Below are 20088 nucleotides of genomic sequence, written 5' to 3' on the forward strand. Positions count from 1 at the left end.
TTTAATTGAGCCGTGAACAAAAAAAGTAGTAGTTGAAACTATTCAACTACTACTTTAATGTCGTCAAATTTAGAACGGAAGATCGTCATTGGAATCAGAATCATTGAATAGGTCTGCAATTGCAGATTGAGTAGAAGCATTATCACTGGCACTCTCAGTACTTTCATGACCTTGATTCGGGATCTTATCAGTAGGGGATGCATTAGGACTAGATTGTGGAGTGTTTTGACTTATCTTATTCGTTGTACCATTTGCATTACTATCTTTTGGGGCAGGCTCAGAATTATCGCTGCTTTGTTGTACAGCTTTTTTACTTTCTAGCAAATAAAAGTCTTCAACAACTACTTCGGTAACATAAACACGATTTCCATCTTTTTCGTATGAACGTGTTGATAGTCTTCCTCGAACAGCAATTAGAGATCCTTTATGAGTATATTGCGCTAGGTTCTCTGCTGCTTTTCTCCAAATAACACACGAAATGAAATCAGCATCCCTATTACCGTTACTATTCTTAAATGTTCTCTCTACTGCTAATACAAATTGAGAAACACTCAAACCTGAGTTTGTTTGCTTCACTTCAATATCTTTAGTTAATCGACCGATTAAAACAATTTCGTTAAGCATAGATACAAAACCTCTTTCTAATTTATTGTTTCTTTCATATTAACGAAAAAGTTGTTTTTGATAGAACATTGTAAATAAGCATTAAAAAACAAAAAAGAGATCTAAAAATAGATCTCTTTTTCTTAGCTAATAATGATTTAAGACACTTTATTTTTTTATTTTGATTTGTGTTTAAAACATAATAGTTTGTTGAAGTAGTAAAGTATTGTTTTATTTCCTATTGTTTTGCTTTTAGAGAATTAAAGCATGGAATAGGTTCCATACCTAGTTTTTTGATTACTAGCTTAAAGTCATTATACATTAAATAGTATTTTAAAAACAAGAAAAAAACAAAAACAGTTAAAAACTTATTTAGCTAAATCCTTAACTTTTTTTCTAAATTTCGCGCCGGACGTAAAGCTTGGTACTGTGGTTTCCGGAATAGTGAATGATTTACCTGTATTAATATCGCATCCCTTTCGAGATCCTCTATGTCTACTAAAAAACGATCCAAAACCTATTAATCGTACTTTATTCCCCTCAGCTACCTGATTCTCTATAACTTCAATAAATGTATCAATAAATTTATCGGTTTCCAGTTTTGTAGTATTCATTTCAGTTGAAACTAATTTCACTAGTTCTTTTTTTCCAATCGTTTCCATCGTTCAGTTGCCTTCTTTCATAATTATGTTGATTTTCAAAGAAATTATAGTCTAACTAAAACATCAAAATATTATTGTTAAAGTTATTGAATAATTGTTGAATTAGCCATCAATCATTCTTCAAAGATACTTCAAACATATTTCAAGCATACTTTTAGCAACTTTCCAGTAATATTCAAATAGGTTTAATCAAAGTTTGAACAATATATATTTACTTCTAACGTTGTAGATATACTTTAGATGTTAAAAGAATCTTGGTGCGAAAGAAGACAGATGAATGAAAAAACATATTAAAAGCAATATAATACTTGTTTTAAGCATACTTGGTATATGCGTTGGGTTGGCTTTAATTTTCAATGGACAAATTAAAAATGCTCTAGTGCATCAAAATCAAGTTGCAGGAATGAAAAATATTACAAAGCAAACTATCAAGAAAAATCAAACTAAAAAAACAAGTTATGATTTTTCGAAAGTAGATTCTCTGGGGTGGAAAGAAGTTGCTGAGAGTAGAACATCTAAAAATAGATATGATTATGGCATTGGTGCTATTTCAATACCAAGTGTTGGGATGATTTTACCGATAGAAAAAGGCTTAAACAACAGCAATATGGCGATTGGGGGATGTACAATGAGACCCGATCAAATAATGGGAAAGGGAAATTATCCATTAGCAGGGCATTACATGACTAGTTCAGGAGGATTATTTTCACCTTTAGAAAATGTAAAAATTGGTGATAATGTATATTTAACCGACTTGAAAACAATCTATACTTACCAAATTAATATGAAAAAAATAGTTGAGCCAACTGCTGTGTGGTTAGTTAATAATACCTCAACTCCTATGGTAACCTTGATTACATGTGCTGATGGTGGTCAAAAAAGGTGGGCACTTAGAGGTACACTTGTTGCCCAAGAACCAGCAACTACACAAAAATTGAAAAATTTGAATTTTCAAAATTGATAGCATTAAAAAAGCATCCCTAAATTAATAGGAATGCTTTTTTAATTTGGGTTCTTTCTAATAGTAACGAAAAGATAACTCGCTAAAACTATTTTAAGATTTCTTTATGGTTCTATTAGTAAACAAAATGGCAACCATCTAAAACTACTATCATTTATACTATTAAAATCGAATAGGTTCTATTAGTAACAAAATGACAACCATCTAAAACACAAGGGGAATAATAAGAAAAAGTGAAACAGGTTCTATTAGTAACAAAATGATAACCATCTAAAACCAATACGGATCGCAATATATTCTTGAAGATGGTTCTATTAGTAACAAAATGACAACCATCTAAAACAAGTGTTTAATTTGATTTTACAATCAACGAGGTTCTATTAGTAACAAAATGACAACCATCTAAAACTATAAAGATGCTGGTAAAGATGGTTTTTCAGGTTCTATTAGTAACAAAATGACAACCATCTAAAACCGACCTTTTATCATTATTATTTAATCTTAGATAAATATCGGTTTTATTGTAACTATTTTACCATAAGAGAGAACAACTAGTAGTTAATTCCCGGCGATACTGTTTGTCACCCACCACAGAATGAGTTCTGGGGCTTGAGAGCAGATCAGCTTTTTTATCAGATTCCTTTTTTCTTCTCCAATATGTTGATAGATGCATTCCAATCTCGTATATGATGCGTTTTGCATATCGAACAAGTCCATTCACGATCTTTTAGTCCGAGCTTAGGATAGCCGTTTTTACCCATGAGCATCCAGACCTTAAGAAGCAAAAATGCTGGGGCGGTCATTTATGGTCGCCTTCTTACTATTTTGGCAGTGTTGGAAACATGTCAAAAAAAATTGTAGAAAAGTACATTAACGATCAAGTCTACAATGCGATTAAGGACGGCAGGCCCTATCCATCCCCCACATTAAAATGAGGAGATTTCCGGCCACAATTCATTAAACTTTAACACAAACAAAAAGACATAGTCATCCGATAAGGACTTCTATGTCTTTTGCTATCTGTGAATAACACCAAAGTTTCATCCAGATATTTTTTATTGGTAACAAAGCAAAGGAGCTAATTTAGAAAATGATGTTAAAAATTGTAATGTTAAACGTTAGTCATTAGAAGGGACATTCATATACTAAAAATCAAATACTAATGGTCAAAAAAATCAAAAATCAAAAGGAGAATTAAATGCATCAAAAAATTTAAATAGCTCTTTGAATGATAGTAAGCTATTTGCGTTTTGGCAGTTATTTAAAAATTTTAGAATTTTTGTTTTTAGATTTGATTTACATTAGCAAGAAAACATTGCTTTGATACTATGGAAATAATAGCACGCTGACAACAACAGGATGTAATTGTTAAAACTTTAAATATTCCATTGGATCTTACTTCTAGATAAAGGAATCGTTGAATTAAGAGGATGAATAAAATCAGTAAAAATATAGCTATCAGAAGGTTTAAGTACATCCCAAAGAAGCGGATTTTTAATATACCCTAAGGGGATGAAACGTGGCAAATTATACATCCCTTGTGGCCATCTTTTCAAAAGATGTGAGTATAAATCGAACGGGATTTCATCTAATCGCAACTGACTAGCAAAATCCTCAGCATTATCGAAGTCTAAAGCTAACTGATGTAAGACACTATAAGGGCGTGGTAAATCTTCACTAGGAAGTAGTAATTTGAAAATGTGAGAAGAATATTTCACGTTGTTATTGGCAGCGGCTTTGTTGATTGATCCTTTTCTAAAGTAATTAAAGATATCTTTACAGTATTGAATGGTAAGAAGACGCAATTCATACATCAAGGAGATATCTGAATAAGTACGAGGTTGAAAATAATAGGGTAGTACAGGAACAAAAAAATCTAGATATGAATATTTTTTACTATATTCCGGTAATGAAATTGCCGTAAAGTAACTGGTACGGTAGCTAAAGAGATTGAAAAAAGAAAAGTTATTTTTCTCAGAATAAAGACGATAAGTAGCAGCAATACTATCTAAACTGTGCTCCTGACAAAATAAAACCGCTTGAGAGTTAGAAACAGTTCCTTGTTTAAAGGATAAATCCCCAATGTAATTATTATTCGTAATAGAAGAAGGCATGAAGCGATAAATGCCCTTGCTCTCTCTATTAGAAACAGACTTACGGATATCAAGTTCAGAAAGAAACATAAGCTCAGGATCACTCTGGAGAGCCTTAAAAGATTCATTCGGTTTGAACTGTACTTTCCATTCTGTATGAGTATTCAATTGGGAGACTATCGTATTTAAGGAAAGAAGATTAGAAGAGGTAAAGTTGCTACCGAGTAAAGCTTGGGATATATCAAGATAACTTTCTGACACGCCAGATAGATATATCTTTAAGTTAGTAGCTTTATTATGGAGAGACAGCAAATATATCTTTTTATCATTGGCATCCCTTATATAAGAATGGATAAACTTAGAAGCAAGATTGCCTAGTTTACGACCTATATTTGTATAATTTTCAACTCTTTTAGAAGAGAGAGACCCATCCGTTATTGAAATAATCATACTAATATCTTTTTTGGGATGATCTAGTGCATACCAAATATAATTTAATATTTTTTGGATTTGTGTTGAATTACCCTCAGTCCGATTGTCTAATTCTACAAAAATTTCATGTTTCCTTTGGTTTATATTTCCGTAAAACGATAACATCATATCAGCTATAAAAGGTAAACTCTTTACATCCCCGAATGAATACCCAAATTGACGGTTGAAACTGCGTAAGTCTATATCTTTAAAATTGAATCTGGAGTTATATAAGATTTCTTTCGAAAAGATATCAAGCTTATTAATACGTTGATTATCGATAATGTTACTTTCTTGTGGCTGATAGAGGGGAGAGGAATTATCATATACCTTATTAATGCACGCATTGATTAAACCAGCTATTAACAAAATGCACTTTTGATCTACTGACAAAGAAGAGTATGGAGTATCAAGAGAAACACCAAAAAGGGATGTGTTATTAGCAAGCTTAATATCTATAATAAAAGACCAGTGCTGATAACTATATCGCACCCATGTATCTAAATTAACGTTAAATAAGCTTTGTGAAGAAGGTGCATTATTTATCGTATTTGAAGAACTAACTTCATAGTTGCTTAAAGGCTCTTTATTAGAGCCTTTTTCTGTAAGCAAAGAATCAAGATTATCCTGATAGTTGATTAAATCATCGTTCAAAGAGATATCAGAACGATTTAAATAATACTTCAAGTAAATATCAAACATATTTGAAGCATAGTTCCGCCCCCGGCCAGCGGAGCGAATACGGTGCTTCAATATATACGGTGAGCGTGCTTTTAACTTACTTAAAGGGTAGGAAGTAAGAACATTACCTTTAAGTAAATAGATTGATGAAAGTGATTTAAAAGATCTATTGAAAGAATATTGAACTATAGTTGAAAGCATATTGAAATCATTTTGAATCATACATGAAATCATTTTGATAGCTAACGGAGAATATGCAATAAAGGAATTAGGTAGCAAAGTAGAGTGAACCAATAATAGGTGCCAGTAATATGGGTTACTTGAAAGAATATTCTTACCTACGGTATCAGCAACAAGCTTACTAAAAGTATTTCTATGCAAGGAAGATCTGGATAAGCTTTCTTTGTCGTCTTTACCTTTTGTAGTGGAAGAAGAAAAAATAAAAGAATCAATATTCGTTAGTTGTGAAGTGTTGTTAAGATGAATCGAAGTTCCATTTTTAGAGAGCTTTATAGAAAAATAGCCAAGTAAGGTATTAATATCATCTTTGTTTAGTATGCCCTCCACAAGTAAAAGAGGAATGAGGTAGGAATACAATGCAATAGAAGTATTAATAGTTACATTGGAGAGATGGGATATCTCTACGTAAGAATCAATACTAGAAAGAAGATTAGATACGCTTTGTGGCAATACTTTTCGCCCATTATTGGCACCTATTTCTACACTCATCTTTGGCACTTCAGATTTACGCTCAGTAAGTGGCACCTTTGTTCGCCCAATTATTTGGCACCTATTAATAACTGAACTGATGTAATCAAAAGCTATATTAGAATGGTCAACAAAAGATTGATAAATAGCATGGGAAGAACCTAATTCTCTAAACTTAAATGCTGCTGCATACACTCCTTGTACAACTGTTTCTATAGCTTGTTCATTATGAGAATTAATGTGGGGAATATCATCTGAATGGTCTATAAAACCATTAGCAGCAAGCCATTTCTTACCAGAAGGGGTTAAAACATAAACAGACCTTTTGACGCTGGAAAGAGATTTAGCTTTTGATTTGGGGACACATTTAAGTAAACCATCATAAGAAGTCCAAGAAGATAGGGTGGACTTTGAGAAAATAGATGGAGATTTGAGGATAACAGACCAAATCATGTTTAACTGGTTATAATTTAAGAAACCAAGACTATCAATAGATCTTAAAAGAAGAATATGAGATTCAGATAATTTGATTGGTGTCTTGTGTCGCTTAGTAGAATATAAATACACTAAAATCACTCCTATATAAATTTAATATGAGATAAGAGTAATACTTTGCCGAAAAAAATAGCTACATTGCTAAAAAGTGCATTAAACCAACAAAAACAGCTCATAATAACGATGAAAAATGGAGTATATAGAAGTTTGAAAAATAAAAAAGAGAAAGAAAAGATAAATGGATAAAAATAATAGCAAAAAAGCAGCATTTTCTTACTTTATTTACCGGTTGTTACACTATACTAATTACCATTCGTATAAGCAGGCTTTAAAAAGGTTAAGAGCGTATTTAGTCTTGATAATAGTAATCGCATTGTCGACAATTTTAATGCCACTACAGTTAAGTTCAAAAATCGTCAATTTAACTTTTGTTTTGATGATGGGATATTTTATCCTTTACTATGTAGTTACTTCAAAGTCTAACTTGATAAAAAGAGATTCTAAATCAATAATGAAAAAAATAGCTTTGAATGGATATATTTCTAAAGCATGGCATATCTATGACGGAGTTTATAGAATTAACGAAACAGATATGTCATTAGAATTAGTCTTTACAGAAGATAAAGGACTTTTAATAGACCTATGGGAAATATTTGGATCAAAGAAAGAGCCAAATCTACCATTGACAGAAAATGACCTTAAAACACTTAAAAAATATATATCGAATTTAGCGCTAGTAGAAAAACAAATAGATAAACAAATTATTGTATATGCTACACTGGACAATAAGTTATATAGTCAACTTTCAGAATTGGGAATAGATCTTGAATTAATTCCTCAGAAATATAGATCTGTACCCAGCAGATTGGAATATAAGGCAGCTTATAAAAATAAAAAAATATATTCAAAATATAGACGATCTGCATTTAAAGCTTATCGTTTAACAATTAAAAGTGAGCATGAATAATAAAATAATTCAGATATAAAAACTAACGTGAGCAGAAGAAATCTTGCTCACGTTAGTTTGGTTGAATCTTAATCTAATAAGAATAAAAATGTCGGTGCATTTTAGTTTTAGCCTATCAATTTTTGATATTCTTTTCTTAGAAAAGAAAGGAAAAAAATATGATTAAATATTCGACATTAGTAGGAGAATATTATGATATAAACCTACAAAGTAAAGAGGACGCTATAGTAATATTGAATTATCTTGATACAAACGATTATATTGAAGTTGAGAATATATTCGGACAAAAAGAAAACATAGAAGTAGGGAGTATTGTAAAAGTGAGTATGAATAATAAACAAAACGATAAAAAGCAAACTAAGAAAAAAATTCATCGTATTTTGGATGAAATGCCACCTTATGATGGAATGGAAGATAATCATTTACCAAATGAATACACCATTGTGGATAGAGAAGGTAATGTTATAGACACTGGGAAACATCCAGAGCTTTCAGTAATGCCCGATGAATACTCTAGTAATGAGATATCAGAAGAAGATGCTATTAGAATGTTTGAGGAATATCCCTTGAATGATCCTAATGATGTTCCAACTGGGTATATTATCGTTGATTCCAAAGGAAATAAATACGACCCTAAAAAGTTCCCTGAATTAGCAGTGCTTATTGATGATTTGAATGGAACTTCAAGTAAGAAGTCGGAAAATAGTTTAGAAAAGCAAAAAGATGATGATATATTTCGAAGTTTGGATGAGATGAAAAAAGCATTTGAAGATGATTTAAATCCAAAAGATAAATAGTCTACTTGTTTGAAAAATGGTAAAATACTAGTGATAAAACATTTCATTTATCATTTTGATTTTTAAGTAATTCGTCTTACTTATTTGTTTTGAACTCACTTGTTTTGAGTTTTGATAATGTATTGTTTATTTTTTATTGTTATGTTGTATGGTTATTTATGTAGTAAATAACCAGTTATTAGAAAGGGACTTAAATTAATATTTAAGTCTCTTTTTGTGTTTTATAAGGAGAAAAAATAATGAAACAAAATATTAAATATGTAGCTATTAATGCGGATACTAAAGAAGGTAAACAAATTTTAGAGAGTAGTAAAAAGGCTGTTTATGAATTAGACCCAGAACTATTTACTTTTGGTGGTGCAGGTTTTCAAGATTATTTAAAAGCTGATTTTGCAGGTGAACTAGCTGACGATCCTATCTTTTTTTATAACAAGAAAGATGGTAAAAAGCTGACTAAACAAAATGTGGATCCTGTTTTTGATGATGCATGTTACGCACAGATAAATGTAATCTCAACAGTTAAAGCATATTATGATGCTAACGGTGAATTTCATAAAAGAAGTTCTCGATATCGTTTAGTATTAAAAGATGCCGCTTCAAAAAAATCAGTTTCTCGCTTACATAAGGGTGACAGAGTTTCGGGCTCTGGTACTATTATTAGCTTTTCTCAACGAAACCCCAATAATCCTTCAAAAGGAATGGGATTTTGGTACATTGAAGTAGATGCAATTACAGTTAACCCTTACAAGACAATATCTCGTGGAGCACAAGAAGCATTTGCTGAAGCGAGTCAAATTAAACATCAATATAAGGATGCAAATGAAATTATGGCTGATTATACTTTATCTAAAGAAGAAAAATATGAACTACTAAGTCAATTGTATGATTCTAAAAATGAGAACCAATCTGAACAGATAGTTCAACAGTCAAAAAGTACAATTTCTTCTGAACCTATAGAACCGGATTATCCAGCTCCGGAAAATCCTCAAAATCACTTTGTAGGCTTTGAGAATAAAAATCAACCTAAGGAAGAAACTATTGTTTCTAATGATACTTTAAAAAAGGCTTTTAATAGTAGTTTATAGTTTCTTAACAACGAACAATTTTGTTCGTTGTTTTTTTGTGTGAAAAAAATCTATGTTGAGCAAATTATCTATGCTTACCTTTATAACGCTAAGATAAGTACATCATATTAAAGAAGGTAGGCTCTTATGATCGCTGGAAAAAAATTTACTAATTCTGAAATTGCTGAAAAAGAAGCTAAGTTTCTTGAAGATTACTATCACAATAATGATCCTAGACTTTCTGATAGTGTCGAATATTATTCAATTTTATTTCAATCTTTTCTTCGTAATGAAGATAATCAGGATGATTCATTTAAAAAGTTAGAGAACAAACAAAAAGAAGATATTTTTAAATCTGAAGATGATTTATTTAGAAATGCCATGCACTATGCCTTTAATAAAGGTCATCAAACTGCTTTTTTAATTCTTCTAATGAATAGTCGAAATTCACAAACGTTTGATGAGTCTATTTTTGCTGAAAAAAGTGCTAAGGATGTGTTTCTATTTAAGCTAGATAATCTCATTTCTGAGGATGTTTACAATGAAAATCTGAGAAGAAGTCAAGTTGAGCTTTTAATTAATTACACTAGAGATAATTTTGAAAATGGATTATTTAAAATTATGGATCTTGCAAAGATTTTCTTTAAAAAGGGATGCGAGATTGCATATGAACAAATCACTGAACAGATTGTCCAAGTGCAAAAAAAAGATCTTGCTGTTTCAAGAATTACTAGCGTTGATTTAAATGATAGTTTTCAAATTACTCCTGCTTTTTCTGCTACTTTTGTGATGGAAAGTCCTAGGTTCGAAGAGTGGGATATTCATTGGGATAGTACCTATGGACACGACGTTTCTAAAAAATTAATTGGTACTTTTTTGATACATCAATTGACTATCAAAGAAATAAAAAATTATGCAGAAGTAGGTGCTATTGTTTATCAGCAAATGCTGGAAAACTTATCTAGTTTTGAAGATGATGAAATAGTATATTTGGGTGAAATTCGCTTCTCTCTAATTGAACCTCCTCTTGATGGTCTTAGAACTATTGAGAAAAACGAAATCTCGGCTATTCAATATGCTTTAACTCTAACTTTAAAAAGAAAACTCGGAGTTCCAGCTAAAAACATTCTTATTATTACTTAAAGGGTTAATACCAAAAGAGGGGGTGAGAAATAAATATGTTTACATTACTGTTAGGGATGGATGATGTAACAGCAAATTTATATCGACATACACTTATGAGTAATTCTCAGCGATTATCAGTTATGGATAAATCAGTTCCTTTATTTCATAATTTGATACAAGCTTTAGAAAGATACCAACCTGACATATTTTACTTAAATATTCGTGCAACACGATTTGATGGCTCTACTATGAAAGAAAAAGAAAATGAAATAGTAGATATGATTTACAAAATAAAAGAGAATGTACGCCTAAATCAAATACGTATTGCAGTTCAAGCAACAAGTCAAAATTCCTCAGTTTTTTAAATCAACTAGCTGTATTAAATGTTTGGGATATATTTTACTCACCGAATGGAAATACTGATTTGACTCTTGTAGCGAAACAGTTATCCAAACCATCTAGTATTTCTAATGTTGCACCGTATTTATCTACAAAAGAAAATACACGAATTAATATTGCAGAAAAAAATAAAGATGATGAAAAAAAGAAAAACAATGCGTTACAAACTGTTTCTAAAAACCAAGAGAGAAAAAAACTTAATCCTGATCCTGCGAAAGAAAAAGTAATTGCCAAAAAGAAAATAGATTCCGACAAGAAAAAGACTGCTTATAAGAAAGTCAAAAAAAGTCAAAAGCCACCAATAAAGAAAAAAAAGAAACTCAATCTTAAGCCATTTGTTTTGATTGGACTCATAATGCTTTTACTCATAGGAGCATTTCGAACTTTTTATAGTACAAATACAGATAGAGCGGCTACTAATCAATCTACAACTTCTTATCAAGATTTATTATCTAAAAAGCAGTATGTAAAAGCTGTCAAATTATATCCTGATAGGGGAGTAGAGATAGAAAATAAAGTTTTGTCTGATACAGAGATTAAGGATAAAGCAAAAATAGTAAAAAAAATAATGGAATATAATACTTCAGATCCTATTCGATTTGATAATTATTATTTTGAACAAAAATATGATAAAGCAGCTTATATTTATAACACTTCTGACAATTCTAACTTGGTAGAATTGAATACACCACGAAGGATTATGGTTGCTTATTCATTAATGAAAAATGGTCAAGAAGATAAGGCTTTAAAAGTGGCTGAACCATTAAATAATTCAGCTTTGACCAAAAGGATAAAGGTCTATAAGGACTTCTTCGATGCTAATACTATTTTGGAACAAAAAATTAAAAAAGGAGAGTTAAAAGGAGACGATTTAGAAAAAGCAAAAGAACAAATAGCAGAAAATAAACGTCATATGGATAGACTTTAAGGGGGAAAAAAGATGAAACCAGTTAACAAAGAAAAATATTTAAGATCTCAAGGTAAAAATGATTTAGAAAATAAATCTAGCAATATAAAAGTACATAAACCTCAAACAAATAAAACAAAGAAAAATAATAAAAATCCTAAAAAGAATAAATCAAAAAATGATGCTAATACTAAAGTCATTAAAGGAGGAGCTGCAGCTGCGGCTGGCTTAGCATTAATTGGATCAGCAGGATATATAATGACCCATAATGGAACAACAGAACCACTAAATTCAGAAAAAGCAAAAGACTCTTCCGAAAACAATGATTTTGAGTCAAATAACAATTCAAAATCAACTAAGTCACAACATAAGAAAGATAAGAAAAAAAATAAAGAAGACAAAGGGTCTAAAACTTTAAATTCATTATTAACATCCATGAATGATAAAAATAATGAAAGCAACAATAAAAAGTCTCAAAATAATTCGTTGGATGATTTAATTAATGTTTCAAATAAGAATAATGCTAAAAAGGTCTCTGATAATTCATTAGATGACTTATCAAAGTTAGCAGATAAGAGCAAAAACTTCGCTGAAAAAATTGGAAATTCAAAAGATGAAGAGGAACCAAAGATAACAAAAGACGATAATCAACCTAAGCCTATTCCACTGGTTGATAAAACTAATGACAAAAATCCTAATTCCGATAAGCCAACAAATTCCAATCAGCCGGTAACACCTATTACACCAGACAAGCCAGTAAATCCAGACAAGCTAGTAAATCCGGATAACCCAGATAAGCCAGTAAATCCGGATAACCCAGATAAGCCAGTGAATCCGGATAATCCAGACAAGCCAGTAAACCCGGATAACCCAGATAAGCCAGTGAATCCGGATAATCCAGACAAGCCAGTAAACCCGGATAACCCAGACAAGCCAGTAAACCCGGATAACCCAGATAAGCCAGTGAATCCGGATAATCCAGACAAGCCAGTAAGCCCGGATAACCCAGACAAGCCAGTAAATCCAGATAATCCAGACAAGCCAGTAAACCCGGATAACCCAGATAAGCCAGTAAATCCGGATAACCCAACAGAAGTACCAGCAGATAAAATACCTAATGGTTCCAGCAAGACAGTAAATTTAGTTACTAAATACGGTCAAGAAGTAGGAACAGCAACTTTAACTAAAAATAATAATCAAGTAAGCATTAGTAATATCCCTAGCGGCTATGAAGTAAAAGATACGAGTCAACTATTACAATGGCCAGATAAAGTAGTTGTAGAAAGTAATGGCACATCAAATCCAGAAGTGTCAGCAGATAAAATACCTAATGGTTCAAGTAAGACAGTAAACTTAGTTACTAAAGACGGCCAAGAAGTAGGAACAGCAACTTTAACAAAGACTAATAACCAAGTAAATATTAGTAATATCCCTAGTGGCTATGAAGTAAAGGATACGAGCCAACTATTACAATGGCCAGATAAAGTAGTTGTAGAAAGTAATGGTACGTCAAATCCAGAAGTGCCAGCGGATAAAATACCTAATGGTTCAAGTAAGACAGTAAATTTAGTTACTAAAGACGGCCAAGAAGTAGGAACAGCAACTTTAACTAAAAATAATAACCAAGTAAGTATTAGTAATATTCCTAGCGGCTATGAAGTAAAAGATACGAGTCAACTATTACAATGGCCAGATAAAGTAGTAGTAGAAAGTAATGGTACGTCAAATACTGAGGTACCAGTAAATAAAATACCTAATGGTTCAAGTAAGACAGTAAATTTAGTTACTAAAGACGGCCAAGAAGTAGGAACAGCAACTTTAACTAAAAATAATAACCAAGTAAGTATTAGTAATATTCCTAGCGGCTATGAAGTAAAAGATACGAGTCAACTATTACAATGGCCAGATAAAGTAGTAGTAGAAAGTAATGGTACGTCAAATACTGAGGTACCAGTAAATAAAATACCTAATGGTTCAAGTAAGACAGTAAATTTAGTTACTAAAGACGGCCAAGAAGTAGGAACAGCAACTTTAACAAAGACTAATAACCAAGTAAATATTAGTAATATTCCTAGCGACTATGAAGTAGTAGATACGACTCAATTATTACAATGGCCAGAAAGAGTAGTTGTAGTTAAGATTACTCAAGTATGATTTCAAAGATTAAATACGTAATTAAGACAGAAGATAAGTTTAAATCAGTATAATAAAAATTCCTCAGTTGATTATTAATCATTTGAGGAATTTTTAGAAAGGTAAAAAATGACGACACTAATATTAGCGGAAAAACCGGATCAAGCAAGATCATATATGAATGCGTTTGGAATAAAACACTCATCAAAAGATTTCATTGCAAAAGGACAAACTCCTTTAGATTCAAATACCGTTATCGTTGGAGCTAGAGGACACCTATTAGAATTGTGTGAACCGGAAGCTTATGATGAAAAATATAAAGATAGAAGAGATTTAAGTACATTGCCAATTTTTCCAAAACAATACAAATATGAAATTCCGAAAGATAAACAGTATGTATATCACGTTATTAGACAAGAAATAGAAAAAGCTAACAGAATAATTGTCGCTACAGATCCAGATAATGAGGGAGGGGCAATTGCTTTCAACATTCTTAGATTTTGTGGTGCGTTAAATAAACGTGTAGAAAGAGCTTTCCCACTAGCTTTAGATGAAAAGGCTGTCCAAAGACAATTTAAAAATATCCAGTCAATTGATTCTACTTGGAAGCAAGCACAAGCAGCCATTGCAAGAGGTCGATCAGATTGGTTGATAGGTATGAACTTGAGCCGTTTATATAGCGGTAAACTTGCTCAGATGGGTATTTTTGGCAATTATGCAGTTGGACGGGCTTTGAATGCAACTCTAGGTATGATTTGTAAATGGAATGAAAAAATTGAAAATTTTAAGGAAGAACCTATATTTCAATTAAAAGCTAAAGCAAGTATTAATAATAATACTTTTGATTTAACCTCTGACATTAGAGAGGTAGGTATGGATGCTAAAGCTACATACCTAAAAAAAATAAAAGACGCTAATCTAACGCAAAAGAATCAAATTGGTCAAGTAATTGATGTTGGAAAAGATATAAAAGAGCAATATCCTCCTGTTTTGTTAACTAAAGGAGGACTCTATAAGGCTATGCATAAAGCATATGGATGGTCTGAAGCAAAGTCCAAAAAAATAATGCAATTAAACTACGATGAACACTATCAGACATATCCTAGAACCGATGCTGGGCAGATAACAAAATATCAATATATGTACTTAGGAGAAAATATGAATGCGTATTTAAGCGCAATTGGAGAAGAGAAAAAACTAGAATCCTATGATATTCCGAAAAATAAATTAAAGAAATATATTGTTTCAGATGATGCCGATCCAGCGCACCTAGGTATAATTCCAACAGAACAGATAATGGATGAGAATGCCGATGTGACAGAAGACCAGAGAAAAATGTACGAGGTTGTTGTGCGATATGCATTGACTGTAAGAATGCCACCTTATAAATACATATCTAACACAATCAAAGTACAAAGTGGAAAAGCTATATTTAAGTCTTCAAATAGTGGAGTACTGGACTTAGGATGGAAAAATATACTTCCAGTAGATAAAAAAAAGAAGAAAAAAATAGATAAAGAAGAAAAAACAATAGATTTTACTCACTATGTACAAAATGGTGATGAAATAAAATTAGCATTCCATACCGATGTCTCAAAAACTCATCCATTGAAGCCACTAAAAATTATCGATATATATGATGCAGGAGGCTTAATGGAACAAGCCTATAAATTTGTGGAGAATAAAGACTTTATTAAAATACTAAAAGATGTTAAAGGAATTGGGACATCTGCAACTAGAGATACAATCGTTGAAAGCTTGATTAATAAAAAATACATAACAATTAATTCTAACGAAGAAATATCAGTTACAGCCAATGGTTTGTTAATCAACTATCTATTAAGAGATACAGAACTAAGCAGCCCAGTATTGACTGCAAAGTGGGAACAAGAATATGACAAAATAAAACAAGGTGAAGGAAATGCGCAAAAACTGATTTCTAGTACAGAAAGATTGGTAATAAACGATATAAAAAGAGTGGAGAACGAATGGTCAAGTAATGAAATAAAAGATTACTTTAAACGAGTTCAAAGTAATTTTTACTCACAAGAATCACTTGGATTATGTCCACAATGTAATTCGGATGTAGTATTTATTAAAGATAATAAATCTAAGAGAAAATGGGATAGATATAGTTGTGTTAATGAGGATTGTGATTTTGTAATTTGGAAGCATTTTATGAATAAAAAGCTAACTGATAAAGATGTCGAAAATCTATTAGCTGAACAAAGTACTCGTGTTATAAAGGGACTATATGGTAAAGATGCAACAAAAAAATTTAATGCTTCACTTAAATTAAAATATGATGCTGATAAAAAACGAATGATAGTCAAAATAGATGAGATAAAATTTCTAAATGATACTCATCCACGACCTTCTAGACGTTCAAAAAAATAAAGAAAAAACTGTTAACTCAAGGAAAAAGAATCCTGATTTAACAGTTTTTTTGTTTAAATTAATTAATTTGGAAGGTTGAAAGGCTTTAAACTAATATAATTCATCAATTGAGATTTATAATACAGAAGAGAGCGATCATCGATATTTAGAATATCCTTTTGTTCCCTATCGGTTAAATCAGAATTAGATAAATTGGTATATATAAAACTTAGACGTAAATAGGATAAAGATAGCGGCATTTGTAAAAACTGAGAATCGTTACGAATAGCAGTTTGTATACTGGATTCATATTTATAGGGATTATTAAATTTTGAAGTGATAAAAAATGAATCTCTAGAAAAATCAAAAGTTGAGGTATTTTCAAAATAGGATTTAAGTAATCTATTATCTAATTTATCCTCAATATCAGAATTTTTTAGCTTCAAAATATCTTTTGGAAGAAATCCTAAAGAAATAGCCGTCAAAATTCTAACTGTAAGAGGATTAATAGAATCAATTTTTGCTATTTCTTCAAGTGAATCTGTCCAATTGATAATGTATTCTCTTTTTCTACTAGTAAATCTTCCATCAAGAGCAAGTGTTGGAGGATTATCAATGAAATTTTGTAGAGAAAGAAATTTAAAGTAATTTTTTATGTAGCTAAGATACTTATTAATAGTTGAGGATTTTAGATTTTGATTAGTTTCTAAATTCGTCAAAAAATATCTAACATCAGCTTCTTTAATATCTTTAATATCAACAGATTGTTCTGCATTGACTAGATGATAATTCCAAAAGGCATTCACAGCCAATGACATTTGTTCGACAGTTTGGGGTGCAAGGTGTTTCCCATTATATGCCCAAGATTCGAATTGTTTGCTGTAGGGATACATGTTTTAACCTCCTGAAAAACATATTCAAAGAAAGTATAACAAAATATTAAATTCTATAACTAATAAATATGCAGAAGTTACAAAAGAATATTATAAGACAAAAGTGATTATATTTTTGACCATAGATAAAAAGTTAAAGAAGGAATTGAAAATGCAAAGTAGTGTAGACACAAAGGAAATTTCAAAGAAACAACTTATTAATATACAGGAAGAGTTAAAACTAGATCAAAGACAGCTTGAAACTGCATTAAAGAAAATACCTCAATGGCTCCATGCAGTGGGAGTAAATAAGAATCTTGAAAAAATTATGGTAGAAGTCATAAGATTGAATAGACGATATTCTCCATATAATGAAGTATCTCCTCGATTGGAAAAACTACTAAAACAAGAATTTGAAGCTACAAAAGATTTTGTATCAGTAGAAAGTATTAGGGCAGAAAATCATCTTCCTAAGAATAAAATGACAAAATTTATGTTGGAGAATAAAAAAGATTCTATTGCAGACTTTTTAGGTGTTAATATTTTTCTTGATTCTAATCAATCTTATATTCGAAAGAGAAAGATTAAGGCTTTTGTAAATAGATTTTTTGTTTGGCTTTTGTCAAATAATGCTGCAATGGTTGGCATCGTAGTTAATGAAGAATATGGAATTCTCGATAAATTCTATTGCCTTGAAGAGATTAAAGTAGGAAATTCAAAAAAAGGAAGAATTTTAGGATTTTATAAAAATGATGAAGGAGTTAATTGTGCAATTGTAGGTTTTTACAATGGACAAATCAAATTTTTAAAAGCCGTTAGAAGAAGCCAAGAGGGATTGGTTGCACCAAAATTTAAACAATATGATTACAAAACACCTCCAGTAACTTTTAATTTTACGTTAGAAACAGTCTTAGATAAAAATAATAGAACACTCTTCAATCTCTTATTACGTGGAAAAGAAAACGCTGCTACGAAAGTCATATGGGGGGGGGCGCCGGGTACGCTATATAACCGATACTTCAGCTATTCATCTTGAGGAGTTTATGCCTAAAAATGGAATGACAAAAGCAAAATCAAATTTATTGATAAACACATATGGCAATTTAAATAGTGACGATTTAGTTACCTTTTATAATAAAAATTTAACTGAAAAAAGTTTCTGCTATTTGAAAAATAATACATTATATTTCAGTTCAAAAATTGAACCTATAACATTTTGGATTGATCCTAATGTGAAATCTAATTTCGTTAAATTCGGTGTTGCAGCTAATATAGATCCAACTATTCTATTTGAACAAATCTTCTCCCTATACGAAAACGTATTAGGAACAGACGGACCTTCAGATTTTCTAAATAAATTAGATAGTATTTACACTCGCCAAGATACAGAACTTAAAGAAAAGATACCAGTATGGGAAAAAATACTAAACACTGACAATTTTCAAGATACGATTACAAAAATAGATGGGATTCTAAAAGGTAGAATAAAATATGATGAAAATACCCGGTCATTTGATTCGAACTATTTAGAAGATTAAAAAACTGTAGCAATCAAAAATTTCGCAATCAAACTATCTTAGTTTCTAAGTATGTTTGATTGTTTTTTTATCCTAAGAAAAAACAAATGACACAAAATGGAACAAATGGTACAATATAGAAAACGAAAAGGTAAGAAAAGAAATGAAAGCAACGGAAATAATTAAAGAACTATCTATTCCCAGAACTACATTTTATAGGTATGTTGATAAAGGCTTAATAAAAGCCAAAAAATTGCCAAATGGTCGGTATGTTTACGATAATAATAGTGTACAAAAATTAAAAAAGAAATTATTTACTTTTGAAAAAGATCCAAAAAAAATAGTTCTTTACCAGACGGGAGAATATCTGAAAAGTATCCAATCTGGAAGTAAAACAGATCAAAATAAAAGCGATGTAAAAATCGATTTGACATTCACTGACTACTCTTCAAATTTAAAATTTGAAAATAAAACTGATTTGAATAATTTAATCAATTCAATTCTTGAGGATAGAATAGATACAGTATATCTTCCAAACAAGGAAATACTGGGATCGCCAGATATATACGCAATGTTTAGCTTGATTTGTCATAAGAAAAAAGTAAATCTAAAGTTACTGAACAGTGAGGGAAAAAATAGTGGATGAAAACGAGTTAGTACTTGAAAATAACAGATTTTTAAATAAGTGGGTTTTACGTTTAGCAGCAGAATTGCAAAGCAGATATAGTGAGTATATTACCGAAATGATGCTCTATACTCCGTTTGAATTGACCTTAAGCCAATGGAGACAATTGCTTATTTACGATATTCAGACTAAATATGAGGTAAATATGATTCACCAAGTTCTTTTTGATCCAGAATATTATGGAAAAGAAATTTATTTAGATTTTGAAGCCGTAAGTGCAAAAAAAGAAAAAAAAGTTAAATTAGAAACTTTTGAATGGTTTAAAAAGATGCCTTCAGACATATTAATGAAGTATGGAGTACGTCAAGATATAGATGCATTTGGAGACTTATTAAGCGATGATTATGCGCAACAGCAGGCTTTAGATATTCCTCCAATACCTCAAGAATTTATTAAGTCGGCAAAAGAGTATGTGTATAAAGTTTTTTTAAATATGCCATTAGCGTATCTATCAGACAACCAAGTTACAAAAACAGAAGAAGATTTTAAGAAATTATTAGAGATGGATCTTATTAGCTTTGAATTGCTATCTTCATTAAAACTTTCAACAATTAATTGGTAAACTTTACGAT

17 protein-coding genes, 2 pseudogenes and 1 CRISPR repeat array are annotated in these 20088 nt (G+C 30.9%); of the genes and pseudogenes, 14 read left to right on the forward strand and 5 right to left on the reverse strand.

The window, feature by feature from the left end; genetic code table 11:
• Window positions 1–69: 69 nt before the first annotated feature.
• Both ssb and H1A07_RS09480 read right to left on the reverse strand, forming a co-directional pair.
• The gene (gene ssb, locus H1A07_RS09475) at window positions 70–624 is read right to left on the reverse strand and encodes a single-stranded DNA-binding protein (protein ID WP_210145715.1); all 555 of its coding nucleotides are present in this window, start codon (window positions 622–624) and stop codon (window positions 70–72) included.
• 347 nt (window positions 625–971) lie between these two features.
• Window positions 972–1265, reverse strand: coding sequence for an HU family DNA-binding protein (locus tag H1A07_RS09480; RefSeq protein ID WP_210145717.1), 294 nt, complete (start codon window positions 1263–1265; stop codon window positions 972–974).
• Window positions 1266–1542: 277 nt separating this feature from the next.
• Here H1A07_RS09480 and H1A07_RS09485 point away from each other — a divergent pair, with 277 nt between their 5' ends.
• A complete protein-coding gene (locus H1A07_RS09485) occupies window positions 1543–2226 on the forward strand; it encodes a class A sortase (protein WP_210145720.1) in 684 nt (227 codons plus the stop codon).
• Between the two features lie 175 nt (window positions 2227–2401).
• A CRISPR array of direct repeats spans window positions 2402–2701; the repeat unit is 36 nt; unit sequence GGTTCTATTAGTAACAAAATGACAACCATCTAAAAC.
• A gap of 157 nt (window positions 2702–2858) precedes the next feature.
• Here the strand turns inward: H1A07_RS09485 and H1A07_RS09490 are convergent.
• Window positions 2859–2990 (reverse strand): annotated as a pseudogene (locus H1A07_RS09490) (zinc ribbon domain-containing protein); the annotation flags it as partial.
• A gap of 21 nt (window positions 2991–3011) precedes the next feature.
• Here H1A07_RS09490 and H1A07_RS09495 point away from each other — a divergent pair.
• A pseudogene (locus H1A07_RS09495) lies at window positions 3012–3161 on the forward strand (transposase); the annotation flags it as partial.
• Between the two features lie 441 nt (window positions 3162–3602).
• Here H1A07_RS09495 and H1A07_RS09500 read toward each other — a convergent pair.
• Window positions 3603–6746 carry a hypothetical protein gene (locus H1A07_RS09500; protein ID WP_210145722.1) on the reverse strand — a complete coding sequence of 1048 codons (3144 nt, stop codon included), beginning with the start codon at window positions 6744–6746 and terminating at the stop codon, window positions 3603–3605.
• Between the two features lie 166 nt (window positions 6747–6912).
• On the opposite strand from H1A07_RS09500, the gene H1A07_RS09505 reads away from it, so the two are divergent.
• The 8 genes from H1A07_RS09505 (at window position 6913) to H1A07_RS09550 (ending at window position 16463) form a co-directional block, all read left to right on the forward strand.
• Window positions 6913–7641, forward strand: coding sequence for a hypothetical protein (locus tag H1A07_RS09505; protein ID WP_210145725.1), 729 nt, complete (start codon window positions 6913–6915; stop codon window positions 7639–7641).
• Between the two features lie 158 nt (window positions 7642–7799).
• Window positions 7800–8438, forward strand: coding sequence for a hypothetical protein (locus H1A07_RS09510; RefSeq protein ID WP_210145728.1), 639 nt, complete (start codon window positions 7800–7802; stop codon window positions 8436–8438).
• Window positions 8439–8677: 239 nt separating this feature from the next.
• A complete protein-coding gene (locus tag H1A07_RS09515) occupies window positions 8678–9523 on the forward strand; it encodes a hypothetical protein (RefSeq protein WP_210145731.1) in 846 nt (281 codons plus the stop codon).
• Between the two features lie 126 nt (window positions 9524–9649).
• A complete protein-coding gene (locus H1A07_RS09520) occupies window positions 9650–10645 on the forward strand; it encodes a hypothetical protein (RefSeq protein WP_210145733.1) in 996 nt (331 codons plus the stop codon).
• A 56-nt stretch (window positions 10646–10701) separates the two neighbouring features.
• Entirely contained in the window at window positions 10702–10992 is a 291-nt protein-coding gene (locus H1A07_RS09525; RefSeq protein ID WP_210145736.1) for a hypothetical protein, read from the forward strand.
• A gap of 59 nt (window positions 10993–11051) precedes the next feature.
• Window positions 11052–11954 carry a hypothetical protein gene (locus H1A07_RS09530; protein WP_210145739.1) on the forward strand — a complete coding sequence of 301 codons (903 nt, stop codon included), beginning with the start codon at window positions 11052–11054 and terminating at the stop codon, window positions 11952–11954.
• A gap of 12 nt (window positions 11955–11966) precedes the next feature.
• Window positions 11967–14087 carry a hypothetical protein gene (locus H1A07_RS10360; protein ID WP_244974200.1) on the forward strand — a complete coding sequence of 707 codons (2121 nt, stop codon included), beginning with the start codon at window positions 11967–11969 and terminating at the stop codon, window positions 14085–14087.
• A 108-nt stretch (window positions 14088–14195) separates the two neighbouring features.
• A complete protein-coding gene (locus tag H1A07_RS09550) occupies window positions 14196–16463 on the forward strand; it encodes a type IA DNA topoisomerase (protein ID WP_210145515.1) in 2268 nt (755 codons plus the stop codon).
• A gap of 62 nt (window positions 16464–16525) precedes the next feature.
• Here H1A07_RS09550 and H1A07_RS09555 read toward each other — a convergent pair whose 3' ends face one another.
• The gene (locus H1A07_RS09555; protein WP_210145516.1) at window positions 16526–17335 is read right to left on the reverse strand and encodes a site-specific integrase; all 810 of its coding nucleotides are present in this window, start codon (window positions 17333–17335) and stop codon (window positions 16526–16528) included.
• A 151-nt stretch (window positions 17336–17486) separates the two neighbouring features.
• On the opposite strand from H1A07_RS09555, the gene H1A07_RS09560 reads away from it, so the two are divergent.
• The 4 genes from H1A07_RS09560 (at window position 17487) to H1A07_RS09575 (ending at window position 20078) form a co-directional block, all read left to right on the forward strand.
• Window positions 17487–18350: a hypothetical protein gene (locus tag H1A07_RS09560; RefSeq protein ID WP_210145517.1), complete on the forward strand. Its 864-nt coding sequence runs from the start codon at window positions 17487–17489 to the stop codon at window positions 18348–18350.
• A 7-nt stretch (window positions 18351–18357) separates the two neighbouring features.
• The gene (locus H1A07_RS09565) at window positions 18358–18852 is read left to right on the forward strand and encodes a hypothetical protein (RefSeq protein ID WP_210145518.1); all 495 of its coding nucleotides are present in this window, start codon (window positions 18358–18360) and stop codon (window positions 18850–18852) included.
• 142 nt (window positions 18853–18994) lie between these two features.
• On the forward strand, window positions 18995–19477 hold the full coding sequence (locus H1A07_RS09570) for a MerR family transcriptional regulator (protein ID WP_210145519.1): 483 nt from the start codon (window positions 18995–18997) through the stop codon (window positions 19475–19477).
• Window positions 19470–20078, forward strand: a complete 609-nt coding sequence (locus H1A07_RS09575; RefSeq protein WP_210145520.1) for a hypothetical protein — start codon at window positions 19470–19472, stop codon at window positions 20076–20078. The genes H1A07_RS09570 and H1A07_RS09575 overlap by 8 nt, the downstream gene beginning before the upstream one ends.
• Window positions 20079–20088 lie beyond the last annotated feature (10 nt).

Source organism: Lactobacillus taiwanensis, from assembly GCF_017894345.1.
In the GTDB taxonomy this organism is placed as follows: Bacteria; Bacillota; Bacilli; order Lactobacillales; family Lactobacillaceae; genus Lactobacillus; species Lactobacillus taiwanensis.

Excerpts from the sequence above, each read along its gene's own strand:
- H1A07_RS09555 (WP_210145516.1), bottom strand. The coding sequence starts at position 17,335 with ATGTATCCCTACAGCAAACAATTCGAATCTTGGGCATATAATGGGAAA.
- H1A07_RS09480 (WP_210145717.1), bottom strand. The coding sequence starts at position 1,265 with ATGGAAACGATTGGAAAAAAAGAACTAGTGAAATTAGTTTCAACTGAA.
- H1A07_RS09520 (WP_210145733.1), top strand. The coding sequence starts at position 9,650 with ATGATCGCTGGAAAAAAATTTACTAATTCTGAAATTGCTGAAAAAGAA.
- H1A07_RS09515 (WP_210145731.1), top strand. The coding sequence starts at position 8,678 with ATGAAACAAAATATTAAATATGTAGCTATTAATGCGGATACTAAAGAA.
- ssb (WP_210145715.1), bottom strand. The coding sequence starts at position 624 with ATGCTTAACGAAATTGTTTTAATCGGTCGATTAACTAAAGATATTGAA.
- H1A07_RS09565 (WP_210145518.1), top strand. The coding sequence starts at position 18,358 with ATGCCTAAAAATGGAATGACAAAAGCAAAATCAAATTTATTGATAAAC.
- H1A07_RS09525 (WP_210145736.1), top strand. The coding sequence starts at position 10,702 with ATGGATGATGTAACAGCAAATTTATATCGACATACACTTATGAGTAAT.
- H1A07_RS09560 (WP_210145517.1), top strand. The coding sequence starts at position 17,487 with ATGCAAAGTAGTGTAGACACAAAGGAAATTTCAAAGAAACAACTTATT.
- H1A07_RS09510 (WP_210145728.1), top strand. The coding sequence starts at position 7,800 with ATGATTAAATATTCGACATTAGTAGGAGAATATTATGATATAAACCTA.
- H1A07_RS10360 (WP_244974200.1), top strand. The coding sequence starts at position 11,967 with ATGAAACCAGTTAACAAAGAAAAATATTTAAGATCTCAAGGTAAAAAT.
- H1A07_RS09485 (WP_210145720.1), top strand. The coding sequence starts at position 1,543 with ATGAAAAAACATATTAAAAGCAATATAATACTTGTTTTAAGCATACTT.
- H1A07_RS09570 (WP_210145519.1), top strand. The coding sequence starts at position 18,995 with ATGAAAGCAACGGAAATAATTAAAGAACTATCTATTCCCAGAACTACA.
- H1A07_RS09505 (WP_210145725.1), top strand. The coding sequence starts at position 6,913 with ATGGATAAAAATAATAGCAAAAAAGCAGCATTTTCTTACTTTATTTAC.
- H1A07_RS09550 (WP_210145515.1), top strand. The coding sequence starts at position 14,196 with ATGACGACACTAATATTAGCGGAAAAACCGGATCAAGCAAGATCATAT.